Annotated in this window: 16 protein-coding genes; 15 read left to right on the forward strand and 1 reads right to left on the reverse strand. The window is 62.5% G+C overall.

Going from position 1 to position 15,317, the window contains the following annotated elements; genetic code table 11:
• Nucleotides 1-131 precede the first annotated feature (131 nt).
• From ACIQC9_RS02860 to ACIQC9_RS02925, 14 genes are all read left to right on the forward strand, one after another.
• On the forward strand, nt 132-569 hold the full coding sequence (locus ACIQC9_RS02860; RefSeq protein WP_400612196.1) for a DUF2231 domain-containing protein: 438 nt from the start codon (nt 132-134) through the stop codon (nt 567-569).
• Entirely contained in the window at nt 566-1,861 is a 1,296-nt protein-coding gene (locus ACIQC9_RS02865) for a PQQ-dependent sugar dehydrogenase (RefSeq protein ID WP_400612198.1), read from the forward strand. The genes ACIQC9_RS02860 and ACIQC9_RS02865 overlap by 4 nt, the downstream gene beginning before the upstream one ends.
• A 91-nt stretch (nt 1,862-1,952) precedes the next feature.
• Entirely contained in the window at nt 1,953-2,645 is a 693-nt protein-coding gene (locus ACIQC9_RS02870) for an IS6 family transposase (protein ID WP_400612199.1), read from the forward strand.
• A 145-nt stretch (nt 2,646-2,790) separates the two neighbouring features.
• Nucleotides 2,791-3,246: a thermonuclease family protein gene (locus ACIQC9_RS02875; protein WP_400612201.1), complete on the forward strand. Its 456-nt coding sequence runs from the start codon at nt 2,791-2,793 to the stop codon at nt 3,244-3,246.
• Nucleotides 3,243-3,941, forward strand: a complete 699-nt coding sequence (locus tag ACIQC9_RS02880) for a hypothetical protein (RefSeq protein WP_400612203.1) — start codon at nt 3,243-3,245, stop codon at nt 3,939-3,941. The genes ACIQC9_RS02875 and ACIQC9_RS02880 overlap by 4 nt, the downstream gene beginning before the upstream one ends.
• 364 nt (nt 3,942-4,305) lie before the next feature.
• Nucleotides 4,306-4,587 (forward strand): hypothetical protein, encoded by a 282-nt coding sequence (locus tag ACIQC9_RS02885; protein ID WP_400612205.1) that lies wholly within the window; start codon nt 4,306-4,308, stop codon nt 4,585-4,587.
• 211 nt (nt 4,588-4,798) lie between these two features.
• A complete protein-coding gene (locus ACIQC9_RS02890) occupies nt 4,799-5,146 on the forward strand; it encodes a helix-turn-helix domain-containing protein (protein WP_400612207.1) in 348 nt (115 codons plus the stop codon).
• A gap of 442 nt (nt 5,147-5,588) precedes the next feature.
• Entirely contained in the window at nt 5,589-6,305 is a 717-nt protein-coding gene (locus ACIQC9_RS02895) for an OmpA family protein (RefSeq protein WP_400615363.1), read from the forward strand.
• Between the two features lie 213 nt (nt 6,306-6,518).
• Nucleotides 6,519-6,692: a hypothetical protein gene (locus ACIQC9_RS02900; protein WP_400612209.1), complete on the forward strand. Its 174-nt coding sequence runs from the start codon at nt 6,519-6,521 to the stop codon at nt 6,690-6,692.
• A gap of 493 nt (nt 6,693-7,185) precedes the next feature.
• Nucleotides 7,186-7,419, forward strand: coding sequence for a hypothetical protein (locus ACIQC9_RS02905; RefSeq protein ID WP_400612211.1), 234 nt, complete (start codon nt 7,186-7,188; stop codon nt 7,417-7,419).
• A 787-nt stretch (nt 7,420-8,206) separates the two neighbouring features.
• Complete coding sequence (locus ACIQC9_RS02910; protein ID WP_400615364.1) at nt 8,207-8,716, forward strand: RHS repeat domain-containing protein; 510 nt, start codon at nt 8,207-8,209, stop codon at nt 8,714-8,716.
• Entirely contained in the window at nt 8,713-12,834 is a 4,122-nt protein-coding gene (locus ACIQC9_RS02915; RefSeq protein WP_400612213.1) for an RHS repeat domain-containing protein, read from the forward strand. Before ACIQC9_RS02910 ends, ACIQC9_RS02915 begins: the two co-directional genes overlap by 4 nt.
• A 106-nt stretch (nt 12,835-12,940) precedes the next feature.
• Nucleotides 12,941-13,240, forward strand: a complete 300-nt coding sequence (locus ACIQC9_RS02920) for a hypothetical protein (RefSeq protein ID WP_400612215.1) — start codon at nt 12,941-12,943, stop codon at nt 13,238-13,240.
• Nucleotides 13,241-13,636: 396 nt separating this feature from the next.
• A complete protein-coding gene (locus ACIQC9_RS02925) occupies nt 13,637-13,870 on the forward strand; it encodes a hypothetical protein (protein WP_400612217.1) in 234 nt (77 codons plus the stop codon).
• Between the two features lie 62 nt (nt 13,871-13,932).
• Here the strand turns inward: ACIQC9_RS02925 and ACIQC9_RS02930 are convergent, their stop codons facing one another.
• Complete coding sequence (locus ACIQC9_RS02930) at nt 13,933-14,190, reverse strand: hypothetical protein (protein ID WP_400612219.1); 258 nt, start codon at nt 14,188-14,190, stop codon at nt 13,933-13,935.
• A gap of 664 nt (nt 14,191-14,854) precedes the next feature.
• On the opposite strand from ACIQC9_RS02930, the gene ACIQC9_RS02935 reads away from it, so the two are divergent.
• The gene (locus ACIQC9_RS02935) at nt 14,855-15,310 is read left to right on the forward strand and encodes a hypothetical protein (RefSeq protein ID WP_400612221.1); all 456 of its coding nucleotides are present in this window, start codon (nt 14,855-14,857) and stop codon (nt 15,308-15,310) included.
• Nucleotides 15,311-15,317 lie beyond the last annotated feature (7 nt).

Below are 15,317 nucleotides of genomic sequence, written 5' to 3' on the forward strand. Positions count from 1 at the left end.
CGGCTTGGATGTGAGGGCGATCGCGCCCGGGGCGAACCGATGAGCCTCGCCGATCCTGCGTCCTCTGGCCCCGTGAACCAAATGAAGCGCTGCGGATTGGTCTCACGGTTGAGGCGCAGGGAGACGGCTGGATGAGTGTTGATCGTATCGAGACGAGACGGGGGGCGCACCCCCTTCACGGAATCCTGCTGGGCTTTCCGGTTGCGCTTTTCACCTCCGCGGTCGTCAGCGACATCGCCTATCTGCGCAGCTCCGAGATCCAGTGGACCAACTTTTCGGCCTGGCTGATCAGCGGCGGCCTTGTGTTCGGCGGCGCTGTGCTGGCCTGGGCGCTCGTCGCCCTGATCCTGCATCTGCGTTCGCCATCGCGGACCAGCCGCCTGATCTACCTCGCCGTCGTCGCGGCCATGTGGGTCGTCGGTCTGGTGAACGCGTTCAAGCACAGTCAGGACGGCTGGAGTTCCGTAGGCGCCTTCGGGCTGACCCTGTCCATCATCACCGCCGTTCTGGCCCTGATCGCCGCCTTTATCGCCTTCACCGGCTTCGCCCACCGGGAGGTCGTCCGATGATCCGCGCCCTGATGACCGCCAGCGCCATGCTGCTCGTCCTGTCCGCCTGCGGCCGTAGCGATCCGGGACTGAGGCAGACCGGCGCCGACCCCGACGTGCCGGCCATTCGCGAGTCGCTCGTTCCGCCGATGAAGATCGCCAAGCCGACCGGTTGGGGAGACCAGTTGCCGACGGTGCCCGCGGGCTTCACCGTCACCGCCCTCGCCACCAGCCTTCAGATCCCGCGACAGATGCTGGTCCTGCCCAACGGGGACATCCTCGTAGCCGAGGGCCGGGGTGGTAATGCGCCAGCCTTGCGGCCGAAGGACATCATCGCGGGCGTGATCAAGAAGCAGGGCAACACCAAGGTCGAAAGCGGCGACCGCATCACTCTGCTGCGCGACGCCGACGGTGACGGACGGGCCGAGGTCCGCACCGTCTTCATCGACAATCTGGACGCCCCCTACGGGCTTGCCTTCGTCGACGGCTCGATCTACGTCGCCAATCAGGACGCCCTGCTGCGCTTCCCCTACACCGAGGGCCAGACCCGGGTAACGGGCGCGGGCCAGGAGGTCACCAAACTCCCTTCACAGATCAACCACCACTGGACCAAGTCGCTAACAGCCAGCGCGGACGGCCAGACGCTCTATGTCGGCATCGGCTCGAACAGCAACGCCGGCGAGCGCGGCATGGCGGTCGAGGAGGAACGGGCGGTGGTCTGGGCGATTGATCGGACCACCGGCGCGCGTCGGACCATGGCGACCGGCATCCGCAACCCGACCGCGCTCGCGATCGAACCGACCACAGGCGCGGTCTGGGCCGTGGTCAATGAGCGGGACGAAATCGGCCCGCAGGCTTCGCCGGATTATCTGACCTCGGTCCGCGAGGGCGCCTTCTACGGCTGGCCTTACAGCTACTGGGGCCAGCATGTGGACCCCCGCGTCCATCCGCAAAAGCCCGAGATGGTCGCGAAGGCCGTCGTGCCGGACTACGCCCTCGGCTCACACGTCGCGGCGCTGGGTCTGTCCTTCGCCGTCAACGGCGGCTTCGGCGGCGCTTTCAGCCAAGGCGCCTTCGTCGGCCAGCACGGCAGCTGGAACCGTCAGGACCTGTCCGGCTACAAGGTCGTCTGGGTGCCCTTCGCCAACGGCCGCCCCTCGGGCCAGCCCGTCGATTTCGCGACCGGTTTCCTGACCTCGGATGGCAGGGCGAGAGGCCGCCCGGTGGGCGTCACCTTCGACGCCGGACGACGCATCCTTTTCGTTGCGGACGACCTGTCCAACACGATCTGGAGGATCGCCCCGCGCGGGTAAGGCTCGAGCCGCCGTGGCGGTGCTGTCAGTCTAACGCTAAAAAGTCTCCACCTTGGGCCCGGCGTGGCTCGCGCGTGGTGAGGCGACGGGCATGCGGCCACTTTCGTTCAAGCGGCACAGGTTCCCGCCAGAGGTCATCCGTCAGGCGGTCTGGCTATATTTCCGCTTCACCCTCAGCTTCCGCGATGTCGAGGAGATGCTTGCCCGGCGCGGCATTGATGTGAGCTACGAAACCATCCGCTGCTGGACGATCAAGTTCGGTCGCCAGATCGCCAGAAACCTGAAACGCAAGCGTCCTGCGCCTTCGCCGCGGTGGCATCTCGACGAGGTGGTCTGCAACATCGGCGGCAAGCGCATGTACCTCTGGCGCGCTGTAGACGACGAAGGGGAAGTTCTGGACGTGGTGGTCCAGAAACGCCGCGATCACGACTCAGCGTTGACCTTGCTTAAGCGCTTGTTGCGCAACCAGCCCGTCGAGCCGGAAACGATCGTGACGGACGGTCTGCCGTCGTATGGATCCGCGCTTCGGGAGCTCGGTCTGGACGCCATCCACCGGCCGGGCCGACTTCGAGAGAACAACAGGGCGGAGAACTCGCACCTGCCGATCCGAAGGCGGGAGTGGAAGATGCAGCTCTTCAAGAGCCAAGCCTCAGCCCAGCGCTTTCTCACCACTCATGCCGGCGTCTACAACACCTTCTACACACAGCGACATCTGATCAGCCGAGCAACCCTGCGCCAGTTCCGCGCCGGAGCCGATGTGGCATGGGCGGCGGCGACCGCGTGAGACGGCAGGGCAGGGCAGGGCGAGTCGTGAGCGGTCCAATTAACCTGACAGGGCTGTCGGTCATCTTCATCTGTGTGAGACTAAACCGGGAGGCTGGGCTCGGTCGTCGGCGCACAAAGACTACGCAGCATAAAGCAGGACTGAAGTGATCGCTCTTCCCCCCGACCCTCCCGCCATCATCGGACGCGCCTCGGTGATCGACGGTGACACGATCGAGATCCACGGGAAGCGGATCAGGCTTTGGGGCATAGACGCGCCTGAGGCCGGCCAGACCTGTAGCCGCGGTGGAGAGACGTACCGCTGTGGTCAGGAGGCGGCGACCGCTTTGGCTGAGGACGTCCGCGACCGCGTCGTCATCTGCATGCCAGAGGGCAGGCCAGACCGGTACGGTCGCATTGTCGCCAAATGCGTGACCTTTGACGATGCCGGGCGCCGGATCGCTTACGACCTTGCGGGTGGCATGGTCACTGCTGGCCTTGCGGTTGATTATCCGCGCTACAGTCGGCGAGCCTATGCGCAGCATCAGGCTACAGCGCGCGCGGGCCGAGCAGGCATGTGGGCCGGCGAGTTCCAGATGCCTTGGGAGTGGAGAGCGAGGTGATCGAACTGTCCATCCAAACGCCGCCGAACGAGTTCGCCGAACTGCAAGCGCGTATGCGTCAGGATCTTCCCGTCGTCGCGCTCGACGGCCGTCCGTATCTTCAAACACAGGTCCACGGTGGGTCAGGCTATATCGGGTACATCCAGGCTGATTGCCTCCAGATGGCCGATCGACGGGTCTCTGACTGCAAGGTCGTTTACGCAACTCCGATTCTGTACGGGGCGGAGGTCGCGCAAGCGATTTCGGAACGAGGGCTAAGTCAGGCAGGGCTCAAAGTCGGACGGCGTTACACCTACGCTATGCGGTTTCCTCTGCCGGGCGATCCGGATGGGCCGCCCCTGCCATACGACCCGGGCGCACCCGACCCACGTTCTGAGGAAGCGGCGGCCGAGGTCCCCGTGTTTGTGGCGGTTCCCTTGGTGTTTGGTGAGGGGGTCTGGATGGACGACCCGTTTATCCCCGGCCGGTCGGCCTACGTCCTCCTCAACTGCTTCGCCAATCCCGACCACACCGTGAAGGATTGCCAACTGGTCACGATCGACAACGATGACCCGGGAGACGGCGAGTTTGCAGTGCAGGAGGCTCACCGGATTGGCCGAGCGCTTTCATACTGGCGAACGGGCCGCCGATACACCTATAGGGGTTGGGTGCCTCTGCCGGAGCGGTCTGAGGATGCCTCTGGCATGGAGGAATAGATGATCGCGATTGGTGCCGTCTTGCTTCTGTTTCAAGCCGCGCCGCTGGCGCCGCCGCCGAACCTTGCGCTGGCCGACTTCGAGCCAAGTCTGGTTCGATGGGATCGGCGGCCGATGCCCGAAATACCGCGCAGTTACGAAGGTGAGGGCCAAGTTGGGCTTGACTGCGCGGTTCGTCCGGATCGCCGCTTCTCGGATTGCCGAGTAGCTTATGAGGCAGGTGACCTCGGCATTGCCCGTGCCGTCTTGACCTCAGCGCGCCACGCTCGGCTCGCTGAAGGGACTTGGCCGGAGAGGGTCAGGTTCACCATCCACGTTCGCTCCAGCCAGCCGCGCTAGAAGCGCCTTAGGAGTGGAGGGACAGATGATCCGGGTGCTCTGGTTTGCAGCTAGTCTCGCAGCAGCCGGATGTGCGGCCACGCCGAAATACGAAGTCGTCGTCGACGTTGAGTGCACCGCACAAGCCGACGGCTCTCTCACGGATTGCCGGGCACTCAGCTCAACCTCAGCCGATCCGGGGTTTGCAGACGCTGCTGTTCGAGCGGCGATGAAGGGGAAAGTTGTGCTCGAGGCCCAGCCGCCGCAAACCGTCAGGTTCAGGATGAAGTTCTGGGAGCACCCAGACAGTGGCATCGCGCCGGTGTGAGGCCTTGGGAGTGATAGGAGTTAGCTGCCGGCAACAACCCGAAACGGCCCGGCCCAAACGCGAACGCCCGCCGCCAACGAAATGACGACGGGCGCTCAAGAGTAAGGCACGGGGGCGTGAGCCTCAGGTCGAAAACAGCGAGCGTGAGGTTCGGTTCCCTTCTTCACGTGCGCTCGGTGCGACCAGAAATGCTCTGTGATATCGAAGGCGGATGAAAGCCTCCCGAGACGCAGACGACGTGATTTTCGACAATGAGGTCGGAGCGCGAATCCGTGACTTCCGCAAACAGGCCGGCATGACGCAGACGGAGCTGGCGACGGCTGCCGGAGTCACGTTCCAGCAAATCCAGAAGTACGAGCGCGGCACAAACCGCGTGGCGGCCTCCCGTCTGGCTCTGATCGCCAAGGCTCTGGGCGTCGAAGCTGCGCTGCTGCTCGGCGGAGGCGCGGCCTCCGATCTGGCACCGGGAGAACAGCAGCTCGTCAACCATTATCGACAACTGACATCCGAGCAGCAGGCACTCGCCCGGTCGATGCTCGAGAGCATGATCAAGGCCTAAGCTGTAAGCGGCTGCCGGTCGGTTAGGCCGCGTGATGCATCCACGTCTTAATCAGGATCTCTCGGCCATCCACCTGAGGATAGCGTCACCGAATAGAACTGCGCAAATAATCGCATTGAAGGCCCACCAGATAGGGCTTCGCCCCCATCCGCCCTCAGAATCTTGGGCCTCGACGATCTGTCCGAGCGGCCTCGGTCCCGGTGGACCAGCATCAGGTTCGCGTAGAGCCTCGCGCCTTCGACGCCGTTCGGCGCGGTCCTGCATCAGCGCTACGCCCCATGCGACCATGAGCGGAATGAGAACCAGCCAGAACATATCGACAGATTGCCTGAGAGTGCGTGCAGCTCAAGCCGCGTGATGCATCCAGTCGTCTCGGCCGACAAGGAGGAGTGACGCGCGACGGTTGTGCGGGTATCGTAATGGGATGCGCGCACTGAAACGGATGGCGTTATCGTTCGTGCTGGCTCTCGGCGGCGGAGTACCGGCCTTCGCCCAAACGTGGCCACTCTGTTTCCAAGGCGAGACTAACCCCTTGCCGGCGACCTATGTCGCATTTCGTGAGGCGTCTCACATTGTCGCTACGACAGAGCGATTTCGCGCCCGCTCCCGCATAAGCATCAAGAGGGACGGGCCAGAGCTGGACCGGTTGCAGAGAGCCCGGCTATCGCAGGCCTATCTGGAAGCACTGAGGGCGGGACTGTCGCCAAGCTTGCTTGAAACAGGAACAGTCTCCGATCGCGAGGTCGAACCTGGCTGCCTTCTGCTCGAAGTGACGGTGACTCCTCCGCCCGAAATTCCGCCTCCACCGCGGCTCTGGCATCTCCGCGGGGCTTACTTCGACTCCGGAAGTACGACGCCGGGTGAGGCCGGTTTGTACTGGATCGATATCGCGGCCGCGCTCAACCGCCCCGGTGCGATTTACGTGCTGAATGGTCACACGGACACGTTGGGGACTGTCGATGGGAATCTCGAGCTCAGCCGGCGGCGCGCTATCGCCGTCGCGGAGCAACTGGTCAGGCGGGGTGTCCGATGGGAGGACATTGAGATTAACTACCATGGCGAAACACAGTTGGCCCGCCCCTCGCCCGACGAGGCGTCGGAACCCCTGAATCGCCGGGTCTGGATAGACATGCGGTTTCGACCGGCGACGTTTGATTAAGCTGTCGCCACGCCCGCCGGGCGACCTGGGCTGTCCCTGACAAGCCCGGCGACCTGCAGGTCGCCCCGGTCCGGCGTGGAAGACTCACGGGCGTGCGACTCGCTTGGTCTCAAGGTCGCAATATAAAAGGGCGCCACGGCGCTGTCACGAACGCGTCAGGGCCGGAACGTGATTGGGCACCACCTGTTCGCTTCGGTAGAACGGAGACCAGCCATGACCGACACAACTCGACAGACCCCCGACACCGATCGAGACGGCGAGAGCAACGTCGGCGTCAACCGCCCAGACCAAGGCGGAACGAACAAGCCAGGCGAACAGCGCCAAGACCCGGCAACCGGTGGTGAAGGTGCCGCGGGTGCCGGCGGATCGGGCGGCTTCGGCACCTGATCAAGCTTCAAACCGTAAGTGTTGCGGCCGCTTCTTCGGGGGCGGCCGCTTTGCTGTCCCGCTCGGACAACGTGAACGGGGTCACGGTGTTATCTCTTTCGCGCCAAGTCCCGGCCCCCGGGCTTTGCGGATACTGTCGATCGGTCCTTGATCGAGCTGCGAACAGGGCTGCCGATCGAAGAGCCGTATGCGCAAGGTGTGCTTCCCAGACATGCGGACATCGCGGCTAGGTTCCAAGGATCGCGCGTTGCGCGGAATGAGACGTGATCACCTGTTGGGCGGGTGAGGTTCGGATCGCTTCGGGGATGGCGCCTTATGCGCATTTCGCGAACGGGACCGGAACGGAAAGGGCGGCTCCGCGCCAGAAGTGGTCGTGCGCACCAGGCCGCAAACGCGACCTTCGGCGGGCGGCCAGAAGGTCTGCTTTCGGGCGCCGTTCTGACTTCGCAATCCGACCCATAGCCGACCTCGGCGGAGCGGGTTATCCTTCGCCATGGCAAAGCTCAGCGCGACGTCCGGCGAGTTTGAGTATCAATGGGCGAGCGACGTCGATTTCGACGGCATCCGACTTGAGGTGTTGACCGCCGATCGCGACGTGATGTTCGACGTCAGTGTTCCTGAGGTCGGCGATATGACCGTCAACACTTTCGGCCTTGAGATACCCGCTGAGTTAATAGCCACCGCCGTCAACGCAGCGCGGAAACGAAGGACCGATTCAGGCACATAAGAGACCGTCGGCTCTCGACCCGTTGCAGAACTTTATTGCGTCTGCATCCAGTCTGCACATGAAGGGCTTATAGCTGCACGGATGACCCGTCGAACTCTGCTCACTCTCGTTCTCGTCGCGTGCGCAGGATGCTCTCAGGAAGCCGACGAAGTATCACGGGTCAGAAGCCCGACAAGGGCCGTCGAGGCTGTCCACGTTCAGCCCAGAACAGACGCGACCGTCGGGTTTGCAGAATGGGTTTATGTGGTCCCTGCCGAAAGTGAGCCGAAGGGTGATCCTCTGTTCGTCGCGGATAAGTTGGACGGGCCGCTCCAGTTGCACTGGACAGGCGACGAACTCACGATCAGTGCGCGCCGTGCGCGGGTCTTCAAGGCTGCTCAAAGCACCACGGTGCGCACTCCGACGGGTGACGTGACCTTGGCGTTGAAGGTCGAGGTCGCCGAGCCAGTAAGGTAGGTCCGCTTTCCACCCTTGTCGGACGCCCACAACGACCGCTTCCGGGGAGGCTGTTAGATGCTGTCGGTTCGATCCCTGTAGTGTCTGGAGGATGCCCGTCTCATGACGGGCCTTACGGTTTATCGAAAATCCGTCGCAAGACGGACGCTGCCTTCCTTGAAAGCCGTTAGCCTCTCGCCGGGGAGGCGAGCATGACCAAAGTACCAGTGCAGCGCAGGCGCGGCGGATTTGCTGACCGGCGTCAACCGCGTGCGGACCTTCGCGGGCTCTCGATCTCTAAACCGAGGGCTTGGCGGTGATCAAAGCGCGGCGGTTCGCCCTGACGGCGATTATGGGTGGGTTGGCGACCTTGGCGCTTCGAGCGCCGGCCCGAGGACAAAGCCTGACCTATACGTACGACGTATTTGGCCGGCTCACAGCTGTGACGTACCCGGACGGATCGGTCTCTCGCTACGGGTATGACAACGCGAACAATCGAACGTCTCGATCCTATGGCGGTTCGAATCCTCCACCACCACCACCGCCCCCGCCACCACCTCCTCCACCAGGCCCATTGGCGGTGTCCGTCGACAAGACGTCGTGGGAAGGCGGGACACACGGTGACCTGCCGGTATCGACCACGGTGACCGGCGGGGTCGCGCCATTCATCTACCTGTGGGAACGCCTGTCAGGAAACACTGCGACGACCGCAGCCGACCCGACCTCATGGACGACGGACTGGAATTATTCTGGCCCGTACACCGGCACCACGAAGGTTTCGACGTGGCGATGCCGGGTCACGGATGCTGCAAGCACCGTCGCCTATTCAGCGACCGTCACCGTTCGGATCTTCATATCATGACCATCGCCGGACTGTTCACCCGAGCCGGCTGCATGGCTGTGGCGGCCTCGGCGGCGCTCCTCGCGTCTGCGCCTTGTTCAGCGCAGTCGGATATCGCGCCTCCGCCGCCTTATAGTCCCATCGACCGGAACGGCGTCAGCCTGACGGATGGCATGCTCAGCGTCTCCAGCCCGACGATATCTGTGGGGCCGAGTGACGGCGGCCTGTCATACACAGCGACCTATGACACCCGCAACGGAGCTTGGCGGAGCAGCGTAGCCGGCGGCGTCCATTACACAGCTTACCCCTATCCCTATCATCAGTACGGCTATTACACGGTCACCCTCATGGACCGTGCGGTGGTCTTCTCGCAGAGCGGAGGCGTCTACACAGCGATCGACGGCTACGGCCAGCTCACAAAATCAGGCAGCCTCTGGACGTTCACCTCGCCCGACGGGACTGTAGCCACATTCGATGAAACACTCGCCCCCGGTATGACGGGCCTTGCGAGTCGGGGTCCGGTCGTTTCCATCACCAGGCCAGACGGCGAACGCTGGACCTACGCCTATGTTTATAATGCGTCTCCGGCGAAGCGAAGACTGACCTCGGTCACGACATCGCGCGGCTATCAACTGCTTTTCCGGTATGCGTCAGCCACGGACACCAGCCCGGTCGAGGTGACGGCCCTCAACAACGCCGTCGACACCTGTGCACCCACGGCCGCATCTTGCACCTTTTCCCGCACATGGCCGTCCCTGTCGCTGGGGGTCGGCCTCGTGACCGACAGTCTTGGACGCACCCTGCGACTGATCGGTCTGCCCAACATCACGGGCATTGCACGACCTACCACCCCGTCGGGTCAAAACGACACCATCGCCTACGATAGCGTGCCCGACAACTACGGCCGGCGCCGCGTGCGGAGCTTCTCGGATGGTGCGGGGACGTGGACCTACGCCTACGAGCTTCCCCCTGGAACAGGCGCGCCGTACACAACGACCACCACCGTCACCGATCCGCTTGGCCACGCAACCCGCTACCTGTTCAGTTGGACTGACGACCAAGGGCTTGGCCGGCCGAAGGCCAATCTGGCCTCCATCACGAACGCCCTGAACCAGACCACCTATATCAACCAGGATGCCGGCGGTCTGCAGTCCGTCAGCTATCCGGCCGGAGATGGGTACCTGTTCCTCCGTAACGCCCAGGGCAACCTGGTCGAGATCGTCCGGCGTTCCGCGCCGCCCGGAGTCACCACGACGGTTTCGGCGACCTATGGCGACTGCTCGACGCCGATTCGCTGTCGCCGCCCGACGTCGATCACCGACGCACGCGGCAATGTCACGGACATGACCTACAACGCCTCGGGCCAGGTGCTGACTACGACGGGACCCGCACCGACCCCCGGCGCTGTTCGACCGCAAACGCGCACGACCTACGCGGCGCGGAATGCCTGGTTCAAACAGGGCGGCGCCGCGTCCATCACCCAAGCGGCGACTTCAATCTCTGTACCGGTGGAGACCTCGACCTGCGCCACGTCGGCGAGTTGCGACGGCCTGCCCGAAGAAGCGCAGACGAGCATCGTCTATCAGGCGGGCTCGGCTTCGACCGGGTCGAACCTCCTTCCGACCGTCGTTACGGTGGGGTCGGGCGATGGTGGTCTCGCTGCGACAACCGCAACGACTTTTGACGCCGTCGGCGATCCCCTCTTCGTGGACGGACCGCTGACCGGCAGTGCTGATACGACCCGTTATGTGCGGGATGCCATGCGACAGCTGACCGGGGTGATCAGCCCGGACCCTGACGGCTCTGGGGCTCTGCCTCATCCCGCGACCAAAACGGTCTGGAACGCCGATGGTCAGCCTGCATCTGTTTCGCGGGGGACAACGACCGGCCAGACCGACGCCGCTTGGTCGGCGTTCACCGCCATCGAAACGGATACCAGCACCTACAATCCCCAAGGTCTGAAGGCGCAGGATATCACGGGATCAGGTTCATCAACCGCGTCGATCAAGCAGTACGCCTACGACTCGGCGGGACGGCTTCTCTGCGAGACGGTTAGGATGAACCCGGCGACCTACAGCGCGTTGCCCGGAGCCTGCTCACTCGCGCCAGAAGGCGCCGTCGGTCCGGACCGGATTACTCACACCACCTACGACGCCGCGGACCGACCGACAGAGCAGCGCACTGGCTACGGTACTCCAAACGTCCGGCTCGAAATCCTCCAAGCTTATACCGCCAACGGCAAAGTAGACTGGATCGAGGACGGCAATGGCAACCGGTCCGACTATACCTACGACGGATTTGATCGGCTGATTCAGCTGAATTTTCCGTCCAACTCTGTCGGCGCACATTCGGCCAATTCGTCGGACTACGAGGCCTACACCTACGACGCGAACGGCAACCGCACGAGCCTGCGCAAGCGCGACGGCCGCACGATCACCTATGCCTATGACGCCCTGAACCGAATGACCTCCAAGATCGTCCCGGACGGCTCGGGCCTGTCGGCCTGGGCGACGCGGGACGTCTACTTCGGCTATGACCTTAGGGGCCTGCAGACCTTCGCCCGCTTCGACAGCGCGTCCGGCGAGGGGATCACCAATGTGTTTGACGGCCTTGGCCGGCTGACCTCGTCGAACATCAACATGGGCGGCATGAGCCGCACGATCGGCAGCCAGTACAACATCAACGGCGTGCGGACTGTCATGACTTGGCCGGACGGCCGGTACATGAACTACGCCCGCGATGGGCTGGATCGGCTCTACTACACGGCGCTGGATAACGGCACGCCGGTGATCCACCCGCAGTACGACGCCCTTGGCCGGCCGTCGGCGCTCTACCGCAGCGCCAACGGATCGTGGAGCTGGTTCGCCCCGACCAGCTACACCTACGATGGCGTCTCGCGGCTCGCGACCCTGACGCACAACTTCAACACCCCGGCCTACGACGCCCAGACGGTGTTCGCCTACAACCCGGCCAGTCAGGTCATCAGCCGCACCCAGCCGAACGCGGCCTACGCCTTCACCGGCCATGCGACGGTGGACCGCTATTACGCCGTCAACGGCCTGAACCAGTACACGACCGTCGGCGGCTTCGGCTTTACCCATGACGCCAACGGCAACCTGACCTCGGACGGTCAGGGCGGCAGTTACACATATGACGTGGAGAACCGGCTGATTGGCGGCCCGAACGGGGCGACTCTGGTCTGGGATCCGCTGGGCCGTCTGTTCCAGAGCTCCAGCAACAGCCATGCGGCCACGCGCTACGTCTATGACGGCGACCAGCTGACCGCGGAGTATGATGCCTCGGGCAACATGCTGCGCCGCTACGCCCATGGCGACGGCAACGACGATCCGCTGATCTGGTACGACGGAGCCGGGACGTCGGCGCCCAAGCATCTCTACGCCGACCACCAAGGCTCGGTCGTGGCGATCACGGACACCAACGGCGCGGTCACCAACGTAAACGCCTACGACGAATACGGCATCCCGAACGCCAACAACGCCGGTCGCTTCCAGTACACCGGCCAGGCTTGGCTGCCCGAGCTGGGCATGTACCACTACAAGGCTCGCATCTACTCGCCGACACTCGGCCGGTTCCTGCAGACCGATCCCATCGGGTACGAGGACCAAGTCAACCTGTATGCCTATGTCGGGAACGATCCGGTGAACTCGAAGGACCCAGATGGCCGAGAACGAATATATTACGATCAGGGCTACATCTTAAAAGCTTATGCTGGGCCGCAAGCAGGAGGGATTGAGCATGCTCGCTCGGGGCCGGGCGCGGAGTACCACTTTCACCTCACGCGAGGTCCAAATGGCCCTGATGTCCGAGTGAACGCCTATACTTTTGAACCTTTAACGCCAACAGATGCTCAGCGGATGACCCGGGCCCAACATGAATGGCTTGAGAAGCTTACGCCACCGGAGCAAAGGTTTATCCGAGATGCCACGCGGGAAGTGTTTCACCGCGGAACGGCGGCACATCTCCAAGATCGGTTGCCTCGGGTGGTTTGGGAACGAATGGAGTACCGCGCACAGCGTTCAGCTCCGCTTACGTCGGAGGGAAGAGCTAATGCGCGCGACCTTCCTCAAGTACTTCGTGATGTTTGGAGACGTATGAGACCGGGGCGCAGCGGTGATTAAGCGTTTCTATAACCGCGTGAGGTTCGCTATACAGCGAAGAGCTATATCGAAGACTGTACAGGCGATTTGGCAACCTCGATGTGTGGCTGAGCGAGAAGATGCTCTGATGGAACTCTACAGGCGGGCGTCAAATGGTTCGACGCTCGCTGGCGTGGAGCTTTTAAGGGCTCATGCTTTTGACCGCTTTTTTCCCAATTGGTCGGGTGAGCAAAAGGAGCAGCTCCTTTTAAGCGCGGCGAGAATGGGGGATAGTGAGGCGGCCCTTGAGCTAGCCGACCTTCGATTTCATCAAGCGCCTCGCGATAAAACGCTGGTTCTCGAGGCGCTTGATTTAGTTCGAACAGATTCAATACGTGCCGCTCAGTTGCGGTCGAGCATTAATGTGACGCCTTGGGGTGGTGTGTAACAATCGGCTGTTTGTTCCCGCGACCTGTCCCGCTGGATCCCTCTTTGTGTAGATGCCGCCACTGGTATTCGACCAATCGTTTTGGAACAGCGTCAGCGCTCGAGAGGTGGACCGGCGAGAAACCTCAGTGTCTTTCCTTCCCGAGGGATGGTCGGACATCTCATTGAGGCGTCTCCATTCTGACTCCATTCTCGCGTCGCCCCTGACCCATTGCGGACTTGCGAGTATGCCGGGTCTGGTTAGATTGGCGTCGGGAGTAGTTTAAGTAAAACGCCGGTTACAACCGCAGTTGCGGGTGGAAATCCCGCCTCCCGCTAGTCGATGCCGCTCCAGCGGGCGAATGCCGATACCCGCTTCCGACCCATAGGCGACCTCTGTGGAGCGCTATCCTACGCTATGGCAAGGCTCAGCACGACGTCCGGCGAGTATAAGTATCAGTATGCGAGCGAAGTCGATTTCGACGGCATCCGACTTGAGGTGCTGACCGCCGATGACGATGTGATGTTCGACGTCAGTGGTCCTGTGATTGGCGAAATGACCGTCAATACCTTCGGCGTTGAGATATCCGCTGCTTTGCTAGCCACCGCCATCATGGCAGCGCGGGAACGAGGGGCCGCTTCACGTAAATAGCCGACTGTTGGCTTCCGACCCGTTGGGGATTTTGGGTGGTTCCGCTCTTCGACGCACTAAAGCTACCAGGCTAGTTCCCCCGCCAGTTGCTCTAGCATCGCAGTTCCCACCGCATCACTAGCTAGCAGGCAAGGGTCATCCCACTCGTTCTGAAAGATGAGCTTGGTGTTGGCGAATGTGTAAACCGTGAGGATCGGGCTCGATCTGTCGGTGTCAGGTTTGCCGTAGTGCCGCTCGATTGCTGCTCGCACACGCTCAATGTCGGCAACACCAAACTCTAGCGAACAACCGGGATCGAGGCGGACGAGAGAGATGGTCATCCGCTCATCATCACTAGATGGCTGGAGCACGCAAGCTAATGTCCGATTTCCACCCCATAGCGGACTGTCGCAGCGACCGCTTCCGGGATTGCACATTAGGCGCATTTCGCGAACGGCCGGGAACAGGGGAGGGCGGCTCCGCGCCACAAGCGGACATCGGGATCGCACCGGGAAGCTGACCTAGGGAGTTGCCTAGTTTGACGCACGCATCGACAACGCGGGAGCCGCGTCTAGGGGGGGGAAGCGGTCCGTTGAAACCACGATCGTGAAGGTCGCTCGGTCCGCCTTCGAACTGAGTGTTCTGAACATTTCGCCCGTCGTCGTCATGGCATCCACGTCGACATCGTCCATCGGTCCTTGGTCGTCGATGACCCAGTCGTAGTCCGTCAACGCGGGCGCTTGGGCAATCACAGCGCGGACTTCTTCATGGAAAGCGCGCTAGGGCGTATCCGGCGGCACCGCAGCGACGACGCGACGACGATCGTAATTTGCAGTGATAGCAACCATCAAGCCCGCCCGGTCCGCGCACGATGGCGTTCTGCCCTCCTCACCGAGCGTCCGCAACAGTCACATGGAAATGAAGCCACGTTGTCGCCTTCGCGCCAACAGCAGACATTGACCGCTGTTCAGGAAGCCGACATTCCAAGGCGTCTAGGAGGCCAACATGTTTCCCCCGATGAAGTTCGACTACATGAGCTGGGAAGCGGCGGCTACGCTTGTAACCGGCCTGCTCGCCGTCGCCGGCGCGGTCACTATCGCTTGGAGGCAAACTAGCATCCAAGAATCTCAACACCGGGTCGAAAAGCTCAAAGCGAAAACCGACCTGTTCGATCTTCGTTATCGCGTGTTTGTGGAGTTCGGAGTGTTTCTCGACACCGCGGCAGATGGGGCGCAACAGCTGCAGCCAATCATCGAGGCTACGCGCCAGAATGTCGATCGGGCTAAGTTCCTCTTTGGCCCTGAAGTCTACGACCGGCTATCCGAACTGTTTGATCTTGGTCAGCAGCAACTGATCAGCAGAGATCCCGATCGCTCTGCGCGTCTGCTGTCTGCGAGGGTGGCTCTCCACGAGTTGTTCGCACCCTACGTAAACCTCAACGACGTGCTCCTGCAGTCCTAGCGGACCG

Origin of the sequence: Brevundimonas sp. NPDC092305 (assembly GCF_044755415.1) — a bacterium.
Taxonomy (GTDB): domain Bacteria; phylum Pseudomonadota; class Alphaproteobacteria; order Caulobacterales; family Caulobacteraceae; genus Brevundimonas.